Here is a 21,813-nt window from a genome sequence, read left to right on the forward strand (position 1 = left end):
GTGCCCGAGCAGAACGATCCGCTGGACGAGGCATTTGCCGCCCTCACCGGCGAGCTTCCCCGCGTTGCCCCGCCCGCGGCGGAACCCGAGCCCGATCTCCCGCCGCCCACGTCGCGGCGCGAGGCCCGGGAGCGCGCGGTTATCGCCGAGTCCCGCGCCCAGCGCCGCGCCGAGGCCGAGGCGGCGCTCGAGCAAAACGCCACCGTGGCCGTGAAGCCGCGCCGCCGCCGCCGGGCACTGATCGTGACCCTGATCAGCATCCTCGTGGTGGTGGGTCTGGGGACCGCCGTGACGATCACCTGGAACTCGTTTATGCCGCAGCTGATCGAGAAATTCTCCAATGCCGCGCCCGAGGACTATCAGGGTTCCGGCGAGGGACAGGTCACCGTCTCGATCGCCGAGGGAGATGACGGCACCGCCGTGGCCCGTTCGCTGCATGCCGCGGGCGTGACCGCCTCGGTGGACGCGTTTTATCGCCTGCTGCTTTCTACGCCCGAGGAACCGGTATTCCACCCGGGCCTCTACTCGCTGCGCACCAAGATGAGCGCCGAGTCCGCACTCACGGCCCTGCTGAACCCGGGCAACCGGCTCCAGGGCGGCGTGCTTGTGCGCGAGGGCGAGACCGGCCGCACGATCCTTCCCAATGTGGCCAGCGCAATCGATGTCTCGCTTGAGGAGATGGAGGCCGCGGCCGCCAATCCCGCCGATTTTGGCCTGCCCGCCGATGCCCCCTCGCTTGAGGGCTGGCTCTTCCCCGCCACCTATACGTTCCCGGATAAGAGCACCCCGCACGAGGCGCTCCAGATCATGGTGGACCGCACCGTGAAGGCCCTGAACGATGCCGGTGTTCCCGCCGATCAATACGAGCGCATTCTCACGTTTGCGTCGATCGTGGAGCGCGAGGCCCGCCAGCCTCAGGACTTCCCGAAGGTTGCGCGCGTGATTGAAAACCGCCTCGCGGTGGATATGAAGCTGCAGATGGACTCCACCGCCCAGTACGGCACGGGGCAGGCCGATGGCTCGGTCTGGTCCAGCGCCGAATCGCTGCGCGAAAAGAACGACTGGAATACCTATGAGCGCCAGGGGCTGCCCGTGGGGCCGATCGCCAACCCCGGCGACCGCGCCATCGAGGCCGCGATGAACCCCGAGCCCGGCGACTGGCTGTTTTTTGTCACGGTGGATTTGGACACCGGCGAGACCGTGTTTAACACCACGGACGCCGAGCATGAGAAGGCCGTGGCACAGCTGCGCGCCTGGTGCAGCGCCAACCCCGGAAAGGGCTGCTAACCCCGCCATGAGGCTCGCCGTATTTGGTTCGCCCATCGAGCACTCCCGGTCCCCGCTCCTGCATGCCACCGCCTATGGCCTGCTGGGGCTGGACTGGGAGTATTCGCGCCGCGAGGTGCTCGCGGAACAGCTGCCCGGAATCCTCGCCGAACTCGACGAGTCCTGGCGCGGCCTCTCGCTCACGATGCCGCTTAAGGGTGCCGCCCATGCAGCGGCGGATACGCATGATGAACCCGCGCGGATCACGGGGGCGGTTAATACCCTGCGCTGTGAATATCTGAACGGCCGCCGGATCCTGCACGGCTATAACACCGATGTGGCGGGGATCGTGAACGCGATTCGCGCCGCCCGCGGGCCGATTCCCCTGGCCGGGCCCGGGCGCGGCCATGCCGAGATTCTGGGCGGGGGAGCCACCGCTGCCAGCGCCCTGCTGGCCTGCGCCGAACTGGGCATCACCTCGGTGCGCCTGCTGGTGCGCACGCCCGGCCGCGCCGCCGATACCGCGGGCCTGGCCCGGGAGCTTGGCCTGGACGCGAGCGTGGCGGCGTTTGCCGACTATCTTCCTCGGCCCGATACCGCGCTGATCGTCTCAACGCTCCCGGGGGACGCGCAACCCGGAATCGTTTTCCCCGAGGAACTGCGCGCATCCGCCCCGCTCTTTGACGTGGCCTATGCGCCGTGGCCCAGCTCACTCGCGCGCGAGTGGGCCCCCGCACACGGTACGGTGGTCAGTGGGCTCGAGATGCTGGTGCATCAGGCCCTGGTTCAGGTGCGAATTTTCGTCGGGGGCGATCCCTCCGCCGTTCTCCCCGATGAACCCCGGATCCTCGCGGCCATGCTCGCCTCGGTGGGCCTCCCGGCGCCCGCCACCCGCTAGCCGCCCCGGATCCACCCCAGATTTATCCCCCGCACAATTTTGCGGTGTCGGCAGCCGACCCGCGACTATGGAAAGATAGGTGCCATGCTTCGTTGGCTTACCGCCGGAGAGTCTCACGGCCCGGAACTGATTGCAATCGTCGAGGGAATGCCCGCGGGCGTTCCCGTCTCCATGGACGCCATCCGCGCCGATCTGGCCCGCCGCAAGCTCGGCTATGGCCGCGGTTCGCGGATGAAGTTTGAGGTGGATGAGCTGAATATCTCCGGCGGCGTGCGCCACGGCTCCACGCTGGGAGGCCCGGTGGCCCTGCGCATCGGCAATACCGAGTGGCCCAAATGGGTTGAGGTAATGAGCCCCGAGCCCGTGGAGACCACGGAAATGTCGCGCGGCCGCAGCGCCCCGCTGACCCGCCCGCGCCCCGGCCACGCCGATCTGGTGGGCATGCAGAAATACGATTTTGACGAGGCCCGCCCGATCCTGGAGCGCGCGAGTGCCCGCGAGACCGCGGCCCGCGTCGCGCTCGGCGCGGTGGCCCGCTCGTTCCTGTCCGAGCTGGGCATCGAGCTGGTCAGCCATACGCTGTCCATCGGCCCCGTGAGTGTGCCCGAGGATGCCGCGCTGCCGCTGCCCGGCGATGTGGACGCCCTGGATGCCGATCCGCTGCGCTGCTTCGATCCGGAAACCTCCGCTCGCATGGTCGAGGAGGTGGACGATACCAAGAAAAACGGCGATACCGTGGGCGGTGTTGTTGAGGTTTTGGCCTATAACCTTCCCCCCGGGCTCGGCTCGCATGTGCACTGGGATCGTCGCCTCGACGCCCAGCTGGCGCAGGCCATCATGGGCATTCAGGCCATTAAGGGTGTGGAGATCGGCGACGGTTTCCTGACCGCGCGCCGCCGCGGTTCGGCCGCGCATGACGAGCTTTTTATCGAGGACGGCGTGATCGTGCGCTCGAGCGATAAGGCCGGCGGCACCGAGGGTGGCATGAGCACCGGAACGGTCCTGCGCGTGCGCGCCGCCATGAAGCCCATCGCCACGGTCCCGCACTCGCTGCGCACCGTGGACGTGGCCACCGGCGAGGCCTCGGGCGCCCACCACCAGCGCTCCGATGTCTGTGCGGTTCCCGCGGCGGGCGTTGTGGCCGAGGCCATGGTGGCCCTCGTGCTGGCCAATTCCGTGCTGGAAAAATTCGGCGGCGACTCGATCGGCGAGACCAAGCGCAATTTTGACGGCTATCTCGCACATATCGCCGAGAACCTGCGCACCGCGGCCGCCTCCAATCCCGAGCTTGCCGTTTCCGGTGAGTAGCGCGGGGCTGCCGCGCACGGTGGCCCTGATTGGCCCCATGGGAGCGGGCAAGACCAAGGTGGGCAAGCGCCTCGCGCGCGCCCTGGGTCGCCCGTTTGTGGATACCGATCATCGCATCGTGGCCGAGCACGGTCGGATTAACGACCTCTTTGCCCGGCACGGCGAGGAGGGCTTCCGCGAGCTGGAACGCGCGGCCGTGGAGCGGGCGCTGCGCGAAAACGCCGTGGTATCCCTCGGCGGCGGCGCGGTCCTGCATCCCGATACGCGCGCGCAGCTCGCCGATGTGGCCGTGATTTATCTCACGGTCACCGAGAAGGCGGTGCTCGCCCGCATCAACGTGGACGAGCGCCCGCTGCTGCGCGATGACCCCTCCGCATGGGGACGCATTTTTGAGGCACGCCGGCCCCTCTACGAAGAGGTCGCCGACGTGATTTTTGATACCTCGGTGGGGCCGATCACGCGCCTCGGCGAGGATATTCTGGCCTGGGCTAAGGAGAACTCGTGACCGAGAAGCGCACCGTGACCACCATCCCCGTGACCTCGCCGCAGGGCGATTATGACGTGACTATCGGACGCGATATCTATTCGGGGATCCCGGATGCACTCGCGGATGACGTACAAAAGGTGCTGATTGTGCACCCGCCCGCGATGGGAGCCCGCGCGGCCGCGCTGCGCGAGAGCCTCGCCGACCGCTATCAGGTGCTGCTCGCGGAGGTGCCCGATGCCGAAAACGCCAAGCGCGTGGAGGTGGCAGCGTTCTGCTGGCAGATCCTCGGCCAGGCCGATTTTGCCCGCAGCGATGCGATCATCGGCTTCGGCGGGGGAGCGATCACCGACCTGGCCGGGTTTGTGGCCGCGACCTGGCTGCGCGGGGTCTCGCTGATCCAGCTGCCCACCAGCGTGCTGGGCATGGTGGATGCCTCCGTGGGGGGTAAAACCGGAATTAACACCAATGAGGGAAAAAACCTCGTGGGGGTATTCCACGCACCCACCGCCGTATTTGCCGATCTGGAGGTGCTGGACACGCTCCCGCGCAACGAGATCCTGACCGGCTTTGCGGAGATCGTGAAGGCCGGGTTTATTTATTATCCCGAGATCCTCGACATTATCGAGTCCGATGTCGCGGCGGCCACCGATCCGACCACGCCCGAGTTCCGCCGCGTGATCGAGCTGTCCATCGACATGAAGGCACGCGTGGTGGGGGAGGATTTCCGCGAGGCGGGCCTGCGCGAGATCCTGAACTACGGGCATACCCTGGGCCACGCAATCGAGCACGCCGAGCGCTATCAGTGGCGCCACGGTGCGGCGGTGGCCGTGGGCATGATGTTTGCCGCGGAGCTTTCGCGCCTGGCCGGGCGGCTCGGTGATGACGCCGTGGATCGCACGCGCCGCATCCTCGACTCGCTGGATCTGCCCACCGAATATCCCGTGGGCCGCTGGAATACCCTGCTCGCCACGATGCAGCGCGATAAAAAGACACGCTCGGGAATGCTGCGCTTCATCGTTCTGGACGATATCGGCAAGCCCAGCGTGTTAACCGCGCCCGAGACGGCCCTGCTCTTCGCCGCATATCAGGAAATCGGCTCCTAACCCGCCCGATTTTTGGCCCGGGACCGGGCTACCGAGTAAGCTTGACCAGCAGGTCGCATCCGACCGCAATTTTTTACCACTGAACGGAAACCGCTTTTCATGGCATCTACCGCTGACATTAAGAACGGCGTTGTCCTCAAGATCGACGGACAGCTCTGGACCGTAATCGAGTTCCAGCACGTCAAGCCCGGCAAGGGTGGTGCGTTTGTGCGCACCAAGATGAAAAACGTCGTCACGGGCAAGACCGTGGACAAGACGTATAACGCCGGAGCCAAGATCGAGACCGAGAACGTCGATCGTCGCGACTTCACCTACCTGTATGCCGATGGCGATGCCTTCGTATTCATGGACACCGAGGACTACGACCAGATCAACGTTCCCGCCGCCGTCGTGGGCGATGCCGTGAACTTCCTGCTCGAAAACCAGGCCGTGACCATCGCCCTGAATAACGGCAACCCGCTGTATGTGGAGCTCCCCGCCTCGGTAGTGATGACCATCACGCACACCGACCCGGGCCTGCAGGGCGACCGCTCCACCGGCGGCACCAAGCCCGCCACGATCGAGACCGGCTACGAGATCCAGGTTCCCCTGTTCCTCGAGACCGGCACCAAGGTCAAGGTGGACACCCGCACGGGTGACTACCTCGCGCGCGTAAACGACTAGTGAGCGCACGCAGTAAGGCCCGCAAACGCGCCCTGGATATCCTCTACGGCGCGGATCTGCGCGAGCAGACCCTCCCCGAGGCCCTTCAGGCCGAGGCCAAGCGCGCCGCGAGCGAACCCGCCCGCGAGGCGTCCTGGCTTTATGCCCGGGAAATCGTGGACGGCGTGATGGATCACTCCGAGGAAATCGACGAGCAGATCGAAACCTATTCGCAGGGCTGGAGCCTCGCGCGGATGCCGGTCGTGGATCGCGCAATCCTGCGCATCGGCGTCTGGGAGATGCTCTTTAACGACGAGGTGCCCACCGCCGTGGCCATCGACGAGGCCGTCGAGGCCGCCAAGGAGTTTTCCACTGACGACTCCTCGGGTTTTGTGAACGGCCTGCTGGCCAAGATCGCCCAGGCTAACGCCGCGGTCTAGCGTTTGAGCACGTCCCCGGGGCGGGTGATATTCCACAGCGAATATCACCCGCCCCTTTTGTTTGCGCCCGGGCGTGCGCCGGGCAGGGTCTATTTTGCGACAGGATTACCACCTGCGCGGGTATCGGGAAATTATTCTTTTTAAACCACCCGTAATTCCCCATTAATCGCCTCGCGAAACGGTACCCAGCGCATGAAAAAGCCCCTCTCGATGATCGCGGCGGTGGCGCTCACCGCGCCGCTGCTCGCAATATTTTCCCTGTCCACCGCCCAGGCCGCCCCTGGAGATCGCGCGGTCTTTGGCGATTCCGGACTCGCCGGCTGTGTGGCCGGCACACTGGGGTTGGCCGGCGGCGATCCGATTCCCCTGGATGATGCCGCAGCAATCACCACCCTGAGCTGTGAAACAGCCTCCACCCTGGACGGCGTGGAACAGCTGACGGCGCTGGAGCGCATAAACCTCAACGGCTCGCAGGTCACCACCCTCAGCCCCCTGGCCCCCCTCGCCCGCCTGAGCGATGTCTCGGTGAGTCGGGCACCGCTGGCCAGCTATGCCTCGGTTTCCGAACTGCCCCGGCTGACCTCGCTCGACGCCAGCTATATGCCCGCCGGCCTGAGTGATCTTTCGCTGCTGTCCAACGCCACGGGCCTGCAATCCTTGCAGCTGCGCGGCAATGCGATCAGCGATCTGACGCCCCTTGCCCAGCTCACCGACCTCGAATTTCTTGACCTGGGCGTGAACCGAATCACGGATATTACCCCGCTGGGTTCCCTGGTCAACCTGACCAGCTATCTCAACGTGTCCTCCAATCAGATCACCGATCTCTCGCCGTTGACTCCGCTCACCTCACTCACGCAGCTGAGCTTTGAAACCAATAAGGTGGCGGATCTCTCGCCGCTGGGCCGGATGAGTGGCCTGGTCTGGCTGGATGCCCGATATAACCTGATCACCGATCTCTCGCCGCTGGTGGACGCCACCCGGATGCGCACCGTGGAACTCTCGAATAACCTGATCGAGGACCCCTCCCCGCTGGGGCGGCTGTCCTTTATCGAGCATCTGACGCTGGATGGCAACCGCATCACGTCCCTCGCCTCGCTTGCCGGAATCACCGCGCCCAAATATGTGCGTTTTACCTCCCAGCGCTGGACGCTGGAGGATATTCAGGTGGGGCTGATGCAGGATAACCCCGTGGTTACGATCGATGGTTCGGCGGTTCCCGTGACCTCCACCACGGCCGACTTTGATGCCGCGGCCAATGCCTGGAGCTTCGCCGAGGTGGGCACCAATACCCTGCGCTGGTCTCAGGACACCGGCATCGGTAACTACGGTGTATTCTCCGGCACGATTACCCAGAAGTCCGTGGAGCGCCGGCTCGTCTCGGGGCTGACGATCGAGAAGACTGCCGCGTCGGCGGATATGGGCAGGGTCGGAGATAACGTGGACTATACGTTCACGGTTCGGAACACGGGCGAGACCGAGCTGAGCGCCGTGAGCGTGACCGAGGACGCCTTCGGCGGCGCGGGCGCGGCGCCCGCGATTGCCTGCCCCGCCGATACCACGCTGGCCCCCGGGGCCGAGCTGGTATGCACGGGCTCCTATGTGGTGCAGCAGGCCGATATTGATGCCGGCGAGCTGAGCAATACCGCCTCGGCATCGGCGCTGGACCCCTCCGCGGCACGGGTGGACGCGACCCCCTCCACCGCGGTGGTGCGCTCCACCGAGGCAGCGAGCCTCTCCTTCCTGAAGGAGGCCGATGTGGCCTCGGTGAGTGCACCCGATGACCTGATCGGCTATCGCTTCACCGTGACAAATACCGGGCTGGTCACCGTGCGCAATATTGCGGTCATGGAGACCGAGTTCAGCGGAGACGCCGCCGGACTGACCCTGGACTGCCCGGCCACCACCACCCTGGCGCCGGGTGAATCCCTCTCCTGTGAGGCCACCTATGCGGTGCGGGCGACGGACCTGACCGCGGCCCTCATCAGCAACTCCGCCGCCGCGGAGGCGGTCACCGCGCGGGGGACCGCACTGCACACACCCGTATCCACGGTGGACGTGGCCGTGGACGTGGTGGCACCCACCTCGGCACCCACCCTGCCCCCGACCATCACCGATCCCGCGCCGGCCCCCGGCACGGGCAGCGTTCCCGGCGAGGCGGGCGGGGCACTCGTGACTACCGGTGCGGGCAATGTTCTCCCGTGGGCCGTATCCGCGCTGATGCTGCTGGGCCTGGGTGGAGTTCTCCTTCTTCGCAAGCGTCGCGCGGGGACCGAGGGCTAATACCCCCGAGGCGGCAGAACGGCGAGGCCGTGCAGGTACCCCCTGCACGGCCTCGCCGTTTGCTCGGGGCAGTGGTGCACCCCGATTCCGGAGATGCCTGGCGGTCGGCCGGCGGGGAAGTGTGGTGCCGTGTCATTTGCGCGCGGCGCCCCATCCGCGCCATACTGAACGGTGTTCAGGAGAACACCGTTCAGGTGCGCCATCAACCAGCCAAGGACCCCCATGACCACGCAGAGTTTAGGCAGCCCCGGCCGCGCGAGCCTCGCCGTATATGCCGCAATGATCGCGCTCCGATCGCCCGCCGCCGGGGGTCGCTAGAATGCCTCGTGGCCCCGCCGCCACGCTGCGCCGCGGCGAGGTGTTCCACGACGCGGCGGAGCTGAAACGGCTGATATCCCTCGCCCGGGTTGATCCCCGCAGTGCCCCCGGACGCGTGCACCTCATCATCGACCCCTCGCCGGTCCGCGCCCTCTGCCGCGCCCTCGCGGTGCGACGAGCCGGGGGGATCGTCCTGGTGGGAGATCCCCGCTGGGGCCCGCAGTTTCGGGCGGCGCTCGCGCAGCGGATCGCCGCGGCACCGCCGCTGCCCACCGATCTGGCCTGGGCCACCTCCACCTCGGGCAGCACCGGTTCCCCGCGGGTGGTGTTGCGCGACGCGCGGTCCTGGAGCTCCTCGTTTGCCGCAATCGACGCGCTGCTGGCGGTGGGGGAACGGGACCAGATTTTGGCCGCATCCCCGCTGATCTCCTCGATCGCCCTCTTTGCCGCGATCTACGCACTCGAGGGCTCCCACCCACTGATACTGCCCGCCGGCGCCCAGTTGGAGGCCGGCGATCTTCACCCCGCCACCATCCTGCACGGCACGCCACAGGCACTGCGCCGCGCGCTGGAACTCATCGAAAACGGCGCGCGCTCCTCCCTGCGCGCCGCGATGATTGGCGGCTCCCGCCTGGATTCACATCTGCGCACCCGCGCCGAGGGGCTGGGGATCACGGTGGTGTCCTATTACGGCGCCGCGGAACTGTCCTTTGTCGCCGCCGATAGCGATGGCACGGGCCTTCGCCCCTTCCCGGATGTTGCGCTCCAGATCCGCGCGAACCCCGCGCGCCCCGAGGGCGCGTCCCCGGCCGCCGGGGAACTATGGGTCTCCTCGCCCTATCTCGCCCGGGGCTATCTGGAGGGAGACACTGCCGGCGGCGCTCTACGCCGGGAGGGGCGCGAGCATCCCTGGATGAGCGTCGGGGATCTTGCCACGCTGGAGTCCGACGGCGTCCTCCGCCTGCACGGACGCGGCGACGGGGCCATCCTCACCGCCTCGGCAACCGTGATCCCGGAGGACGTTGAGGCCGCACTCCGCTCCCTCCCCGGCATCGCCGATGCGATCGTATTTGCCGTGGCCGCCCCCAGAATTGGCGCGCTGCTAGCCGCGGTGATCGAATGGGAAGACGGCGCCCCGGCGCCCACCCGCGCCGCGCTGAACGCCGCCGCCCGGGAGTTACTCACCAGTTCGCACCGGCCACGCCGCTGGTATCTCACCGGGTCGCTGCCGCGCACCCTGGCCGGCAAGGTGGATCGCGGCGCGGTGGCCGCGCGGGCCGCCTCCGCGACCACCACCATCCCCGCCGAGAGTGGAGCCTTCCGCAGTGTCCTCTAGAACCTTTTCCGCGCCGACGGCCCGGGACGCCGTGATCATCGCCGCCCTGCGCACCCCCTTTGCCACCCGCGGTGCCCAGTTACGCACAGTCCCGGTAGATGCGCTGGCGGCCCCGCTGCTGCGCGAGCTACACCGGCAGACCGCTGACCTCGGGGTGGGCAGCGGGGCGGAAAACGCCGCCCCGGATGATGTCATCCTGGGCAACTGCATGGGCCCCGGGGGTAACCTCGCCCGCATCGCCGCCCTGCGCGCGGGCCTGGGCGTGGAGGTCCCGGGAATGACCGTTGATCGGCAGTGTGGCAGCGGCCTCGCCGCGATCCTCACGGCGGCCTCCGCACTGTCCTCCGGCCACGCCGATTATGTCCTGGCCGGGGGCGCCGAATCGGCCTCCACCGCCCCGCTGCGCATTCTGCACGATCGGCCCTATGATCGCGCACCGTTCACCCCGGACGGCTTCCCCGATCCCGAGATGGGGCCCGCGGCGGAGGAGCTGGCTCGCCGCTATGGTTTTAGCCGCGCTCAGGTGGATGCGATCGCGCTATACAGCCATCGGCGCGCGCTGGATCGCGGTGCCGCGCTCCGGTCCGCCGAAATTCTTCCGCTCGCGGTGGACCACCCGGAGGCCCTCCTGGGCGAAGATCCCGGCCCGCGCGATATCGCCACGCTCCTGCCGCGGTTCCCGGCGCTGCACGGCGGCGTGGTGACCGCCGGAAATTCCAGCCGAAACTCGGACGGCGCGGCCGCGGTGAGCCTGGTCACCGAAGCCTTCCGCGCCCGGGCCGCGGGGCGTGGTATTCCCGGGCTGCGCATCGTGGACAGCGTGAGTATCGGCTGCGATCCGGCGCTGCCGGGCCTGGGGCCCGTGGCCGCGATTCACGCGCTGTGCGGGCGCACCGGAGTTTCCCTGGACGAGGTCGCGGCCATCGAGCTGGTGGAGGCCTTCGCCGCCCAACACCTCGCCGTGCTCCGCGCCCTGGGCCTGGTTGAATTTGCCGAGGGCACCGGGCTCCCGCGGCCGGATCCCCGGGTGAACTCGGCCGGCGGCACCCTCGCAATCGGGCACCCCTGGGGCGCCAGCGGGGCGCATCTACTGGTGCGGCTATTCTCCCGCCTGGTGCGCTCGGGGGAGCCCGCGGGCACGCTCGGGCTGGCCGCCGTGGCGGTGGGTGGGGGAATGGGCATCGCCGCCCTCGTGGAGGTTATTCGCTAGGCCCCGCGGGGCCGGACTCTCAATGCATCGGGCCCGCTCGGCATGAGCGCCACCCGGAAATCCGGGCCACTTATTGCCCGGCTGGCCCGGCGGCAGTATGGTGTGCACATGAGAATATGGCGTGCGTCGCTGGCGATCGTGATGGGCGGCATCCTGGCACTCGGAACTGCCTGCGCCACCCGGCCCGCGGAGGCGGGGCCCTCGGGCGCGGCCACCCCGCCCGTTCCCTCCGCCTCCGCCGAGGGAACGCCCCCGGCCGAGCCCTCGTCGGACCCGGAGCCCAGCGCACCTCCCGCCCCGGTGCTGCCCGAGCGCGTGGCGCTGCCGCGCGGGCCGATCACCGGACTGCCCGGGCAGGGCAATTTTCTGGCCTGGACCGTGGACGACGGCTCCGATGCCGAGACCGTGGCCCGCTATGTGGACTTCGCCGAGCGCACCGGCACCCGGCTGACATTTTTTATTAACGGCAGCTATCCGGGATGGGCGGCTCAGGCCGAGCGGCTGCGGCCGATGATCGCCTCGGGCCAGGTGCAGATTGGTAATCACACCTGGAGCCACCAGGCACTCACCAAGCTGAGTGATCGGGGCATCATCGACGAACTCACCCGCAACGAAACCTATATCCAGGACACGTTTGGGGTGAGCGCCAAGCCCTATTATCGGCCGCCCTTTGGCTATCGCTCCGCGCATACCGATGCGGTGGCCGCGAGCATCGGCTATACCGTTCCGGTGCTCTGGTATGGCTCGCTCTCCGATTCCGGGCTGATCACCACCGAGCAGGTGGTGCAATTTGCCGATCAGTGGTTCCTGCCCCAACATATTGTGATTGGTCACGCCAATTACACCCCGGTCACCGAGGTCTTTGGGGAGCTCTCCGGGATCATCTCCCAGCGCGGGCTGCAGACGGTCACGCTAAACGACGTATTTATCTCCCCCTGATCCTCCGCTTCTTCCGGGTGGGGCCATGCGGGGCGTCTATACTCCGAGGATGGGGCACGAAGTATTTGACGATCTCGCGGCGGATTACGATAGGTTCCGGCCCCCGTATCCGCGCGCACTCTTTGAGATCATGGCAAACCGGCTGGGCCGCGCGCGCACGGGTCATACCCCGGCCCGTGTTCTGGATCTGGGGGCCGGCACCGGCATCGCATTGGCGGGGCTGCGCGAGGTCCTGGGGCCGCGCCCGCTCTATGCCGCCGTGGATCCCTCGGCCGCGATGGTGGCCCTGGGCAGCGAGCTGGTTCCGGACGCGCTCTGGCACGTGGGGCGCGCCGAGCCCTATCTGGAGGTGAGCCGCGGTGTGGGCCTGATCATGATCGCGCAGGCCTTTCACTGGATGGACGTGCCGCGCCTGCTGGCCGCCGCCACCCGCGCCCTAGTCCCCGGGGGAGTGATCGCGGTTCTTTATAATATTCGCCGCCATACCGATAGCGCGTTTCTTGCCGAATATGAGGCCCTGCTGGAGGAGCTGAGCCCGGGCTATAGCCGGGACCACCCCGATTCCGATGTGCTGGCAGCGCTGCATGAGCATCTGCCCGCGGGCACCCGCGTGGAGACCCATCAGGCTCTCTGGGATACCTTCATGACCCCCGAGGAGTTCCTGGGGCTCGCACATTCGGCCACCTCGGTGCAACGCGCCCGAGCCAGCCACGGCGCGGAACTTGACCGCCGCACGCTTGCGCTTGTCCGCGCCTATCTTGATAGCGATGGCCGCGTGGATGTGGCCTATACCAGCGAGCTTGTGATCGCCAGCCTGCCCCGCTAGCGGAGTCGGCATATACCCCGGCGGATGCTAAGCTGAAGCCAGTTGTATTCGGCAACCTTTAAGATCGTCCAGAGAGGCGAAGAAGGGAGTCCGCATGAGCGCACGCGTTGTGCTTCAGCAGGCTGATATATCCCGGGCACTGACCCGTATTGCGCACGAAATCCTGGAGTCAAATCGCGGGGCCGGCGACCTGGTGGTCCTGGGCATCCCCACGCGCGGCGTGTATATCGCCCGCCGCCTCGCCGCACTCCTGAGCGAGTTCTCCGGGGAGAACGTTCCCCACGGCGCCCTCGATATCACCATGTATCGGGACGACCTCGGCCGCATCCCCACGCGCAGCCCGCAGCCCACCACCATCCCCGCCGGCGGAATCGACGGCAAAACGGTGGTGCTCGCCGATGATGTTTTATACTCCGGTCGCACCATCCGCGCGGCCCTGGACGCCCTCGGAGATATCGGGCGTCCCCGCGCCGTGCGCCTCGCCGCACTCGTGGATCGCGGCCACCGCGAACTGCCGATCCGTCCCGATTTTGTGGGTAAAAACCTCCCCAGCTCCAAATCGGAGCGCATCAACGTGGAGCTATCCGAGCTGGACGGCGAGGATCGCGTGACGATCGACGACCTGGGCGGTGCCTCCTAATGCGGCACCTCCTGGACACCCGCTCGCTTCGGCGTGATAACGCCCTTCTGATCCTCGACATCGCCGAGGATATGGCCGATACCCAGCTGCGCGAGGTCAAAAAACTGCCGACGCTGCGCGGCAAAACCGTCGTGAACCTCTTTTTTGAGGACTCCACCCGCACCCGGATCTCCTTTGAGGCCGCCGCCAAGCGCCTCAGCGCCGATGTGATCAACTTCTCCGCGAAGGGCTCCAGCGTGTCCAAGGGCGAGAGCCTAAAGGACACCGCCCAGACCCTCGCGGCGATCGGGGCCGATGGCGTGGTCATTCGCCACGGCGCCTCGGGCGCGCCGCGCACGCTGGCCACAAGCGGCTGGATCGACGCCGGAATCATCAACGCGGGCGACGGCACCCACGAGCATCCCACCCAGGCCCTGCTGGACGCCTTCACGATGCGCCGCCGCCTGCACGGTGCCGCCTCGCGCGGCCGCGACCTGGACGGCGTGAGCGTCACGATCGTGGGCGATGTCCTGCACTCGCGGGTGGCCCGCTCCAATATTTGGCTGCTGCACACCCTCGGCGCCCACGTCACCCTGGTGGCCCCGCCCACGCTGCTGCCGGTCGGGATCGAGTCCTGGCCCGTGACCGTGAACTATAGCCTCGATGATGCCCTCGCCCAGGGCCCCGATGTGGTCATGATGTTGCGCATCCAGGGCGAACGCATGCACGACGCGTTTTTCCCCAATTCCCGGGAATATTCCCGCCGCTGGGGGCTGGACGATGAGCGTGTGGACTCCCTGCCAGCCACTAGCATTGTTATGCACCCCGGTCCGATGAACCGCGGCCTGGAGATTTCCTCCGGCGCCGCCGATTCGGCCCGGTCCACGGTCCTGGAACAGGTGACGCACGGCGTCTCCGTCCGGATGGCCGCGCTCTACCTACTTTTGTCCGGAGACCGGGAGGAAAACCTGTGAGCCACGAGAACTTTCTGATTCGCGGTGCGCGCCTGGCCACCGGCGAGAGCACCGACCTGCGCCTCGAAGCCGGCCTGATCGCCGAGACCGGCAGCGGCCTGGATGCGCGTGGAGCCACCGTGATCGACGCCGACGGCCTGCTGGCCCTGCCCGGCCTGGTGGACCTGCACACGCACCTGCGCGAGCCCGGCTATGAGCACAGCGAGACAGTGCTCACCGGAACCCGCGCCGCGGCCGCCGGAGGCTATACCGCCGTTTTTGCGATGGCCAATACCTCTCCCGTGGCCGATACCGCCGGAGTGGTGGAGCAGGAGCTCTCGCTCGGCGAGCAGGCAGGCTATGCCCGCGTGCAGCCGATCGGCGCCGTGACGGTGGGCCTCGCGGGGGAGCGGCTGGCCGAACTCGGCGCGATGGCCGAATCCCGCGCCCAGGTGCGGGTCTTCTCCGATGACGGTTTCTGCGTGTGGGACCCGCAGCTGATGCGCCGCGCACTCGAATACGTGAAGGCCTTTGACGGCGTGATCGCGCAGCACGCTCAGGACCCGCGGCTGACCCCGGGCGCCCAGATGAACGAGGGTGTGGTCTCCGCCGAACTGGGCCTGGCCGGCTGGCCAGCGATGGCCGAGGAATCGATCATCGCGCGCGATGTCCTGATCGCCGAACACGTGGGTTCGCGCCTGCATATCTGCCACCTGTCCACCGCCGGCTCCGTGGACGTGATCCGCTGGGCCAAGGCCCGCGGCATCAACGTCACCGCCGAGGTCACCCCGCATCACCTGCTGCTCACCGAGGAACTCGTGCGCAGCTATGACTCGCGGTTTAAGGTCAACCCCCCGCTGCGCCGCGAGGAGGATGTGCTCGCCCTGCGCGAGGCCCTCGCCGATGGCACGATCGATATCGTCGCCACCGATCACGCGCCGCATCCGCTCGAGGCCAAGGAGTGCGCATGGGCCGAGGCTGCCAACGGCATGGTGGGCCTGGAATCGGCCCTCTCCGTGGTGCACGAGGCCATGGTGGAGACCGGCCTCCTCGGCTGGGAGGACGTGGTGCGCGTAATGTCCAGCGCCCCCGCCCGAATCGGCCGCATCTCCGGCCAGGGACTCGACCTGAGCGCGGGCAACCCCGCCGAGATCACGCTCTACGACCCGAGCGCCCGCGCCGATTTTGCCGCCGATGCGCTGCGCGGCAAATCCGTGAACTCCCCCTACTTCGGACGGAGCCTCCCGGGCTCGGTCCGGGCCACCTTCCACGGGGGCTATGCCACCGTTCTCGACGGTGAGCTGCTTCCCACAGAACAGATCCGAGCATTGGCGGCACTACATGGCTAACCCCATCATTCCTGCACTGATCATCCTGGCGGTACTTGTACTCGTCCTGGTTCTGATGTGGCTCGGCTGGCGACGACGACGCCAACAGGGCGCCGCGATTCCGATGATCACCGATCTGCCCGAGGGCGCCACCGTGCTCGCCGAGGTCCCGGCCTTTTATGTGGCCTCGACCCGCGCGGGTGAACCCCTCGAGCGCCTCGCGCTGAAGGGCCTGAGCTTCCGCTCGCGCGCCACCGTGGCCGTGGCCAGCGAGGGAGTGGTCATCGCCGCCCGCGGCGAATATCCCGCGTTTATCCCCGCCGCGCAGATCCTCGGGGCCCTTCCGGCCACCTGGACCATCGACCGCGTCGTGGAAAAGGACGGCCTGATCGCCCTGAGCTGGACCTCCGGCGAGACCGCTATCGACAGCTATATCCGGGTCATTGAGCAGTCCGACCACATCAAGATTTTGGACGCGATCGCGCAGATCGTGCCCGCCCCCGCTTCCCGCACCACCGAGAGTGAGATCACAGCATGACCAGTACCGCATTCGGCGCCGCCGCACCGGCCGTCCTCGTTTTGGAGGATGGCACCCGCTTCGACGGTTCCGCCTACGGCCTGACCGGCCAGACCCTGGGTGAGGTTGTTTTCACCACGGGCATGTCCGGCTATCAGGAAACCCTCACCGACCCCTCCTATGCCGGACAGATCGTCGTGATGACCGCGCCGCATATTGGCATCACGGGCGTCAACGAGCAGGATAAGGAATCCGAGAAGATCTGGGTATCCGGTTATGTGGTGCGCGACCCCGCGCGCCGCGTCTCCAATTTCCGCTCCGAGGGCACCCTCGACGATAACCTCGTGCAGGACGGCGTGGTGGGCATCTCCGGGATCGATACGCGCGCCCTGACCCGCCACATCCGTTCGGCCGGCTCGATGCGCGGCGGAATCTTCTCCGGCGAGGCGCATAACCTCAGCGCGGGGGAGCAGCTGGAGCTCGTGACCTCCGCGGCCGGCATGGCCGGACGCAGCCTGTCCGCCCAGGTCTCCACCACCACCACCTATACGCTGCCCGCGGTGGGCGAGCGCATCGGTTCCGTCGCGGTCCTGGACCTCGGCGTGAAGCGTTCCACCCTCGGCTATCTCGCCGAGCAGGGCCTCGACGTGGTCGTGGTGCCCCAGGACATCACCCCCGAGGATCTGCTGGCTCTGAAGCCCGATGCCCTGTTCTTCTCCAACGGCCCCGGCGACCCCGCCGCCGCCGAGAGCCAGATCGAGGTGCTGCGGGCGGGTCTGCGTGCCGGCCTGCCGTATTTTGGGATCTGCTTTGGCAACCAGCTGCTCGGCCGCGCGCTGGGCTTTAACACCTATAAGCTGCCGTTTGGCCACCGCGGGATCAACCAGCCCGTGCTGGATAAGTCCACCGGAAAGGTCGAGATCACCTCGCAGAACCACGGTTTTGCCGTGGACCTGCCCATCGAGGGCTCGTTCACCTCACCCCAGGGCTTCGGCGAGGTTGAGGTGAGCCACTATAGCCTCAACGATAACGTCGTGGAGGGCCTGAACTGCCTGAACATCCCCGCGTTCAGCGTGCAGTATCACCCCGAGGCCGCCGCCGGCCCGCACGACGCCCACTATCTTTTTGCACGTTTCCGCGAGGTCGTTCTCGCCACCAAGGGAGAAACCAAGTAATGCCTAAGCGCGACGATATTAAGTCAGTCCTCGTAATCGGCTCCGGCCCGATTGTTATCGGTCAGGCCTGTGAGTTTGACTATTCCGGCACCCAGGCGTGCCGCGTGCTGCGCGAGGAGGGGATCCGCGTGATCCTCGTGAACTCCAACCCGGCCACCATCATGACCGACCCCGATTTTGCCGATGCCACCTATGTGGAGCCGATCACGGCCGAGGTCATCGAGACCATCATCGCCAAGGAGCGTCCCGACGCGATCCTGCCCACCCTCGGTGGCCAGACCGCGCTGAACGCAGCAATCGAGCTGGACGAGCTGGGCATCCTCAAGAAATACGATGTTGAGCTGATCGGCGCGAAGATCGAGGCGATCCAGAAGGGCGAGGACCGCCAGCTCTTTAAGCAGCTGGTGCTTGATGCCGGTGCCGATGTGGCCCGCTCGCATATCGCCCACACCGTGGAGGAGGCCATCGAGTTCGCGAAGGACCTCGGCTATCCGCTGGTTGTGCGCCCGTCCTTCACGATGGGTGGCCTCGGCTCGGGCTTCGCCTATACCGAGGAGGAGCTCATCCGGATCACGGCCGATGGCCTGCAGTCCAGCCCCACCACCGAGGTGCTCCTGGAGGAGTCCATCCTCGGCTGGAAGGAATATGAGCTCGAGCTCATGCGCGACGGCTCGGATAACACCGTAGTGGTGTGTTCGATCGAGAACGTGGACCCCGTGGGTGTGCACACCGGAGATTCGATCACCGTGGCCCCCGCGCTCACGCTGACCGACCGCGAATACCAGCGCATGCGCGATATCGGAATCGACATCATCCGCGCCGTGGGCGTGGACACCGGCGGCTGCAACGTGCAGTTCGCAATCGACCCGAGCAACGGCCGCGTCATCGTAATCGAGATGAACCCGCGCGTCTCGCGCTCCTCGGCGCTGGCCTCCAAGGCCACGGGCTTCCCGATCGCAAAGATCGCCGCGAAGCTCGCGATCGGCTACCGCCTCGACGAGATCCCCAATGACATCACCAAGGTGACCCCCGCCAGCTTCGAGCCGACCCTCGACTATGTGGTGGTCAAGGTTCCCCGCTTCGCGTTTGAGAAGTTCCCCGCCGCGGATGCCACCCTCACCACCACCATGAAGAGCGTGGGCGAGGCCATGGCCATCGGCCGCAACTACAGCACCGCCCTGCAGAAGGCGCTGCGCTCGCTCGAAAAGCGCGGCTCCAGCTTCCACTGGGGCGAGGAGAAGCGCGGCGTCGAGGAGCTGCTGGCGATCGCAAGCGTGCCCACCGACGGCCGCATCGTCACCCTGCAGCAGGCGCTGCGCGCCGGCGCCACCGTGGAGCAGGCCTTTGAGGCCACCGGCATGGACCCCTGGTTCCTGGACCAGATTGTGCTGATCAACGATGTGGCCGATTATGTGGCCGCGGCCGAGTCGCTCAGCACCGAGGTGTTGAAGACCGCCAAGGACCACGGATTCTCCGATGCCCAGATCGGTCAGCTGCGTAACCTCGGCGAGGCCGAGGTCCGCGAGATCCGCTATCTGCTCGGTGTGCGCCCGGTCTTTAAGACCGTGGACACCTGCGCGGGCGAGTTCCCCGCCCTCACCCCGTATCACTACTCCAGCTATGACTTGGAGACCGAGGTGGCCCCCTCCGACCGCAAGAAGGTTGTGATCCTCGGATCCGGCCCGAACCGCATCGGCCAGGGTGTGGAATTTGACTATTCCTGCGTGCACTCCTCGTTTGCCCTGCACGACGCCGGCTACGAGACCATCATGATCAACTGCAACCCCGAGACGGTCTCGACCGATTACGATACCTCGGACCGCCTGTACTTCGAGCCGCTCACGCTTGAGGACGTCCTCGAGGTTATCCACGCCGAGTCCGGCGCGGGCGAACTGGTGGGCGTTGTGGTGCAGCTGGGTGGCCAGACCGCCCTGGGCCTGGCCCAGGGACTGAAGGACGCCGGCGTGCCGATTCTGGGCACCACCCCGGAAAATATCGACCTGGCCGAGCAGCGCGGCGAATTCGCGCGCATCCTCGAGGAGGGCGGCCTGCTCGCCCCCAAGAACGGCATCGCCCATAACGTGAGCGAGGCCGTGGAGGTGGCCGAGTCCATCGGTTATCCGGTGCTGGTACGCCCCAGCTTTGTGCTCGGCGGCCGCGGCATGGAGATCGTTTATGATACCGCCGCACTGCGCGATTATTTTGTGCGCCAGGAGGGTCAGGCCCTGATCGGACCCGACCACCCCCTGCTCGTGGACCGCTTCCTCGACGACGCGATCGAGATCGACGTGGACGCGCTCTATGACGGTGAACAGCTCTATATCGGTGGCGTCATGGAGCACCTCGAGGAGGCCGGTATCCACTCCGGTGACTCGTGCTGCACCCTGCCCCCCGTGACCCTGGGCCGCGCCCAGATCGACCGCGTCCGCACCGCGACCGAGGCCATCGCCAGGGGCGTGGGGGTGCGCGGCCTGCTCAACGTGCAGTTCGCCATCAGCGCCGGCATCCTCTACGTGCTGGAGGCCAACCCGCGCGCCTCGCGCACCGTGCCGTTTGTCTCCAAGGCCCTCGGTATTCCGCTGGCCAAGGCCGCCTCGCTGATCATGGTCGGCAGCAGCATCACCGACCTGATCGCCGAGGGAATGCTCCCCGCCGTGGACGGTTCGCGCGTGCCGCTGGACTCGCCCGTGGCCGTCAAGGAGGCAGTACTGCCCTTCAAGCGCTTCCGCACCAAGGAGGGCAAGGTCGTGGACTCGCTGCTCGGCCCGGAGATGCGCTCCACCGGTGAGGTCATGGGAATCGATAAGGACTTCCCGCGCGCCTTCGCCAAGGGCCTCGCGGCCGCCGGCAGCCAGATGCCGCTCTCGGGCACCGTATTTGTCTCGGTGACCGATGAGGATAAGCGCGCGATTGTCCTGCCCGCGCTGCTGCTCCAGGACCTCGGCTATGAGCTGCTGGCCACCGAGGGCACCGCGGAGATCCTGCAGCGCAACGGTATCCGCGCCAAGATCGTGCGCAAGCACAGCGAGGGAACCGCGGGCGGCGAGCCCACGATCATCGACCTGATCAACGACCGCAAGGTGGACGTGGTCATTAATACCCCGTCCGGATCGAGCGCCCGCGCCGATGGTTATGAGATTCGCGCCGCCACGGTGGCCGCGGATAAGCCGCTGTTCACGACGATCGCCGAGCTCTCCGCCGCCGTCGCGAGCCTCGGTGCCGTGCGCGAGGGCTTCGACGTGCGCTCGCTCCAGGAGTATGCGCTGGATCGTGCCGAGAAGCTCGCCGCTAGCGAGACGACCTCCGCGTGATCGAATCCTTCGGGAGCCGCCTGGAGCGCGTATTTGCGCGCTCCGGGCGGCTGTGCGTGGGCATCGACCCGCATAGTTTTTTGCTCTCCGCGTGGGGCCTGGCCGATACGGCCGAGGGCGCACGCGAGTTTGGCCTGCGCGTGGTTGAGGCCACCGCGGGCCGGGCAGGAATCATCAAGCCCCAGGTGGCGTTTTATGAGCGCTTTGGGTCCGCCGGCTATCGTGCACTCGAGGAGGTCCTCGCCGCCGCGCGCGCCGCGGATCTGCTTGTGATCGCCGATGCCAAGCGCGGCGATGTGGGCACAAGCGTGGAGGCCTATGGCCAGTCCTGGCTCGCCGAGGGCTCGCCGCTTGAGGCCGATGCGCTGACCCTCGCTGCCTTCCAGGGTGTGGGCTCCATTGCCGCGCCCCTCGCGCTGGCGCGCGAGCGCGGCAAGGGCATTTTTGTCCTGGCCGCCACCTCCAATCCCGAGGGCCGCGATATTCAGCGCGCCCGCACCGCTGACGGCCGTACGGTTTCGCGCCGCATCCTCGATGATGTGGCGCAGTGGAACGCGGGCGCAGTGGACCCCGCGACCATCGGTGACGTGGGGCTCGTAATTGGCGCTACACTGGATCTCAGCGAATTTGACCTTGATCTGGAAACCCCGCCGGATCGGGTGTTACCCATTCTCGCGCCGGGCTTTGGAGCCCAGGGCGCGCGCCTGGAGGACACCACCAAAATCTATGGTCCGCTCTCTTCCGGGGTGATTATCTCGGCATCGCGGAGTGTTTTATCCGCGGGGCCCGAGAATATCGCGGAAGCAGTCAAGACGATGTCCACCCAAATCACGGACGAATATCACCGTGCCTAATTT

The 21,813-nt window shown here is 67.0% G+C and carries 19 protein-coding genes; all 19 read left to right on the plus strand.

Features of this window, described 5'->3' with window-relative positions; all coding sequences use genetic code 11:
• The 19 genes from mltG (at position 1) to pyrF (ending at position 21,810) form a co-directional block, all read left to right on the plus strand.
• Positions 1 to 1,287 carry an endolytic transglycosylase MltG gene (gene mltG / locus KXZ72_RS02505; RefSeq protein WP_226082162.1) on the plus strand — a complete coding sequence of 429 codons (1,287 nt, stop codon included), beginning with the start codon at positions 1 to 3 and terminating at the stop codon, positions 1,285 to 1,287.
• Positions 1,288 to 1,294: 7 nt separating this feature from the next.
• Positions 1,295 to 2,164 (plus strand): shikimate dehydrogenase family protein, encoded by an 870-nt coding sequence (locus KXZ72_RS02510; RefSeq protein ID WP_226082163.1) that lies wholly within the window; start codon positions 1,295 to 1,297, stop codon positions 2,162 to 2,164.
• Between the two features lie 84 nt (positions 2,165 to 2,248).
• Positions 2,249 to 3,472, plus strand: coding sequence for a chorismate synthase (gene aroC / locus KXZ72_RS02515; protein WP_226082164.1), 1,224 nt, complete (start codon positions 2,249 to 2,251; stop codon positions 3,470 to 3,472).
• Entirely contained in the window at positions 3,465 to 3,977 is a 513-nt protein-coding gene (locus KXZ72_RS02520) for a shikimate kinase (RefSeq protein ID WP_226082165.1), read from the plus strand. The genes aroC and KXZ72_RS02520 overlap by 8 nt, the downstream gene beginning before the upstream one ends.
• On the plus strand, positions 3,974 to 5,062 hold the full coding sequence (gene aroB, locus KXZ72_RS02525) for a 3-dehydroquinate synthase (protein WP_226082166.1): 1,089 nt from the start codon (positions 3,974 to 3,976) through the stop codon (positions 5,060 to 5,062). Before KXZ72_RS02520 ends, aroB begins: the two co-directional genes overlap by 4 nt.
• 99 nt (positions 5,063 to 5,161) lie before the next feature.
• Positions 5,162 to 5,725, plus strand: coding sequence for an elongation factor P (gene efp / locus KXZ72_RS02530; RefSeq protein ID WP_226082167.1), 564 nt, complete (start codon positions 5,162 to 5,164; stop codon positions 5,723 to 5,725).
• Positions 5,725 to 6,144, plus strand: a complete 420-nt coding sequence (gene nusB / locus KXZ72_RS02535; protein WP_226082168.1) for a transcription antitermination factor NusB — start codon at positions 5,725 to 5,727, stop codon at positions 6,142 to 6,144. Before efp ends, nusB begins: the two co-directional genes overlap by 1 nt.
• A 192-nt stretch (positions 6,145 to 6,336) precedes the next feature.
• Positions 6,337 to 8,424 (plus strand): leucine-rich repeat domain-containing protein, encoded by a 2,088-nt coding sequence (locus KXZ72_RS02540; protein ID WP_226082169.1) that lies wholly within the window; start codon positions 6,337 to 6,339, stop codon positions 8,422 to 8,424.
• 319 nt (positions 8,425 to 8,743) lie between these two features.
• Positions 8,744 to 10,078 (plus strand): ANL family adenylate-forming protein, encoded by a 1,335-nt coding sequence (locus KXZ72_RS02545; RefSeq protein WP_226082170.1) that lies wholly within the window; start codon positions 8,744 to 8,746, stop codon positions 10,076 to 10,078.
• On the plus strand, positions 10,068 to 11,288 hold the full coding sequence (locus KXZ72_RS02550) for a thiolase family protein (protein WP_226082171.1): 1,221 nt from the start codon (positions 10,068 to 10,070) through the stop codon (positions 11,286 to 11,288). The genes KXZ72_RS02545 and KXZ72_RS02550 overlap by 11 nt, the downstream gene beginning before the upstream one ends.
• 108 nt (positions 11,289 to 11,396) lie before the next feature.
• Positions 11,397 to 12,227, plus strand: coding sequence for a polysaccharide deacetylase family protein (locus KXZ72_RS02555; RefSeq protein ID WP_226082172.1), 831 nt, complete (start codon positions 11,397 to 11,399; stop codon positions 12,225 to 12,227).
• Positions 12,228 to 12,276: 49 nt separating this feature from the next.
• Positions 12,277 to 13,053 (plus strand): class I SAM-dependent methyltransferase, encoded by a 777-nt coding sequence (locus KXZ72_RS02560; RefSeq protein WP_226082173.1) that lies wholly within the window; start codon positions 12,277 to 12,279, stop codon positions 13,051 to 13,053.
• A 94-nt stretch (positions 13,054 to 13,147) separates the two neighbouring features.
• Positions 13,148 to 13,693: a bifunctional pyr operon transcriptional regulator/uracil phosphoribosyltransferase PyrR gene (gene pyrR / locus KXZ72_RS02565; protein WP_226082174.1), complete on the plus strand. Its 546-nt coding sequence runs from the start codon at positions 13,148 to 13,150 to the stop codon at positions 13,691 to 13,693.
• Positions 13,693 to 14,646, plus strand: a complete 954-nt coding sequence (locus KXZ72_RS02570) for an aspartate carbamoyltransferase catalytic subunit (RefSeq protein ID WP_226082175.1) — start codon at positions 13,693 to 13,695, stop codon at positions 14,644 to 14,646. The genes pyrR and KXZ72_RS02570 overlap by 1 nt, the downstream gene beginning before the upstream one ends.
• Positions 14,643 to 15,974, plus strand: coding sequence for a dihydroorotase (locus KXZ72_RS02575; protein ID WP_226082176.1), 1,332 nt, complete (start codon positions 14,643 to 14,645; stop codon positions 15,972 to 15,974). The genes KXZ72_RS02570 and KXZ72_RS02575 overlap by 4 nt, the downstream gene beginning before the upstream one ends.
• Positions 15,967 to 16,491 (plus strand): PH-like domain-containing protein, encoded by a 525-nt coding sequence (locus tag KXZ72_RS02580; RefSeq protein WP_226082177.1) that lies wholly within the window; start codon positions 15,967 to 15,969, stop codon positions 16,489 to 16,491. Before KXZ72_RS02575 ends, KXZ72_RS02580 begins: the two co-directional genes overlap by 8 nt.
• On the plus strand, positions 16,488 to 17,645 hold the full coding sequence (gene carA, locus KXZ72_RS02585; RefSeq protein WP_226082178.1) for a glutamine-hydrolyzing carbamoyl-phosphate synthase small subunit: 1,158 nt from the start codon (positions 16,488 to 16,490) through the stop codon (positions 17,643 to 17,645). The genes KXZ72_RS02580 and carA overlap by 4 nt, the downstream gene beginning before the upstream one ends.
• Positions 17,645 to 20,956, plus strand: a complete 3,312-nt coding sequence (gene carB, locus KXZ72_RS02590; RefSeq protein WP_226082179.1) for a carbamoyl-phosphate synthase large subunit — start codon at positions 17,645 to 17,647, stop codon at positions 20,954 to 20,956. The genes carA and carB overlap by 1 nt, the downstream gene beginning before the upstream one ends.
• Positions 20,953 to 21,810: an orotidine-5'-phosphate decarboxylase gene (gene pyrF / locus KXZ72_RS02595; RefSeq protein ID WP_226082180.1), complete on the plus strand. Its 858-nt coding sequence runs from the start codon at positions 20,953 to 20,955 to the stop codon at positions 21,808 to 21,810. Before carB ends, pyrF begins: the two co-directional genes overlap by 4 nt.
• Positions 21,811 to 21,813: the final 3 nt, after the last annotated feature.

It is taken from the genome of Mycetocola spongiae (assembly GCF_020424085.1).
GTDB classification, from domain to species: Bacteria; Actinomycetota; Actinomycetes; order Actinomycetales; family Microbacteriaceae; genus Mycetocola; species Mycetocola spongiae.

Excerpts from the sequence above, each read along its gene's own strand:
- pyrR (WP_226082174.1), top strand. The coding sequence starts at position 13,148 with ATGAGCGCACGCGTTGTGCTTCAGCAGGCTGATATATCCCGGGCACTG.
- KXZ72_RS02540 (WP_226082169.1), top strand. The coding sequence starts at position 6,337 with ATGAAAAAGCCCCTCTCGATGATCGCGGCGGTGGCGCTCACCGCGCCG.
- KXZ72_RS02555 (WP_226082172.1), top strand. The coding sequence starts at position 11,397 with ATGAGAATATGGCGTGCGTCGCTGGCGATCGTGATGGGCGGCATCCTG.
- KXZ72_RS02510 (WP_226082163.1), top strand. The coding sequence starts at position 1,295 with ATGAGGCTCGCCGTATTTGGTTCGCCCATCGAGCACTCCCGGTCCCCG.
- carA (WP_226082178.1), top strand. The coding sequence starts at position 16,488 with ATGACCAGTACCGCATTCGGCGCCGCCGCACCGGCCGTCCTCGTTTTG.
- aroC (WP_226082164.1), top strand. The coding sequence starts at position 2,249 with ATGCTTCGTTGGCTTACCGCCGGAGAGTCTCACGGCCCGGAACTGATT.
- KXZ72_RS02545 (WP_226082170.1), top strand. The coding sequence starts at position 8,744 with ATGCCTCGTGGCCCCGCCGCCACGCTGCGCCGCGGCGAGGTGTTCCAC.
- carB (WP_226082179.1), top strand. The coding sequence starts at position 17,645 with ATGCCTAAGCGCGACGATATTAAGTCAGTCCTCGTAATCGGCTCCGGC.
- KXZ72_RS02560 (WP_226082173.1), top strand. The coding sequence starts at position 12,277 with ATGGGGCACGAAGTATTTGACGATCTCGCGGCGGATTACGATAGGTTC.
- KXZ72_RS02570 (WP_226082175.1), top strand. The coding sequence starts at position 13,693 with ATGCGGCACCTCCTGGACACCCGCTCGCTTCGGCGTGATAACGCCCTT.
- KXZ72_RS02580 (WP_226082177.1), top strand. The coding sequence starts at position 15,967 with ATGGCTAACCCCATCATTCCTGCACTGATCATCCTGGCGGTACTTGTA.
- efp (WP_226082167.1), top strand. The coding sequence starts at position 5,162 with ATGGCATCTACCGCTGACATTAAGAACGGCGTTGTCCTCAAGATCGAC.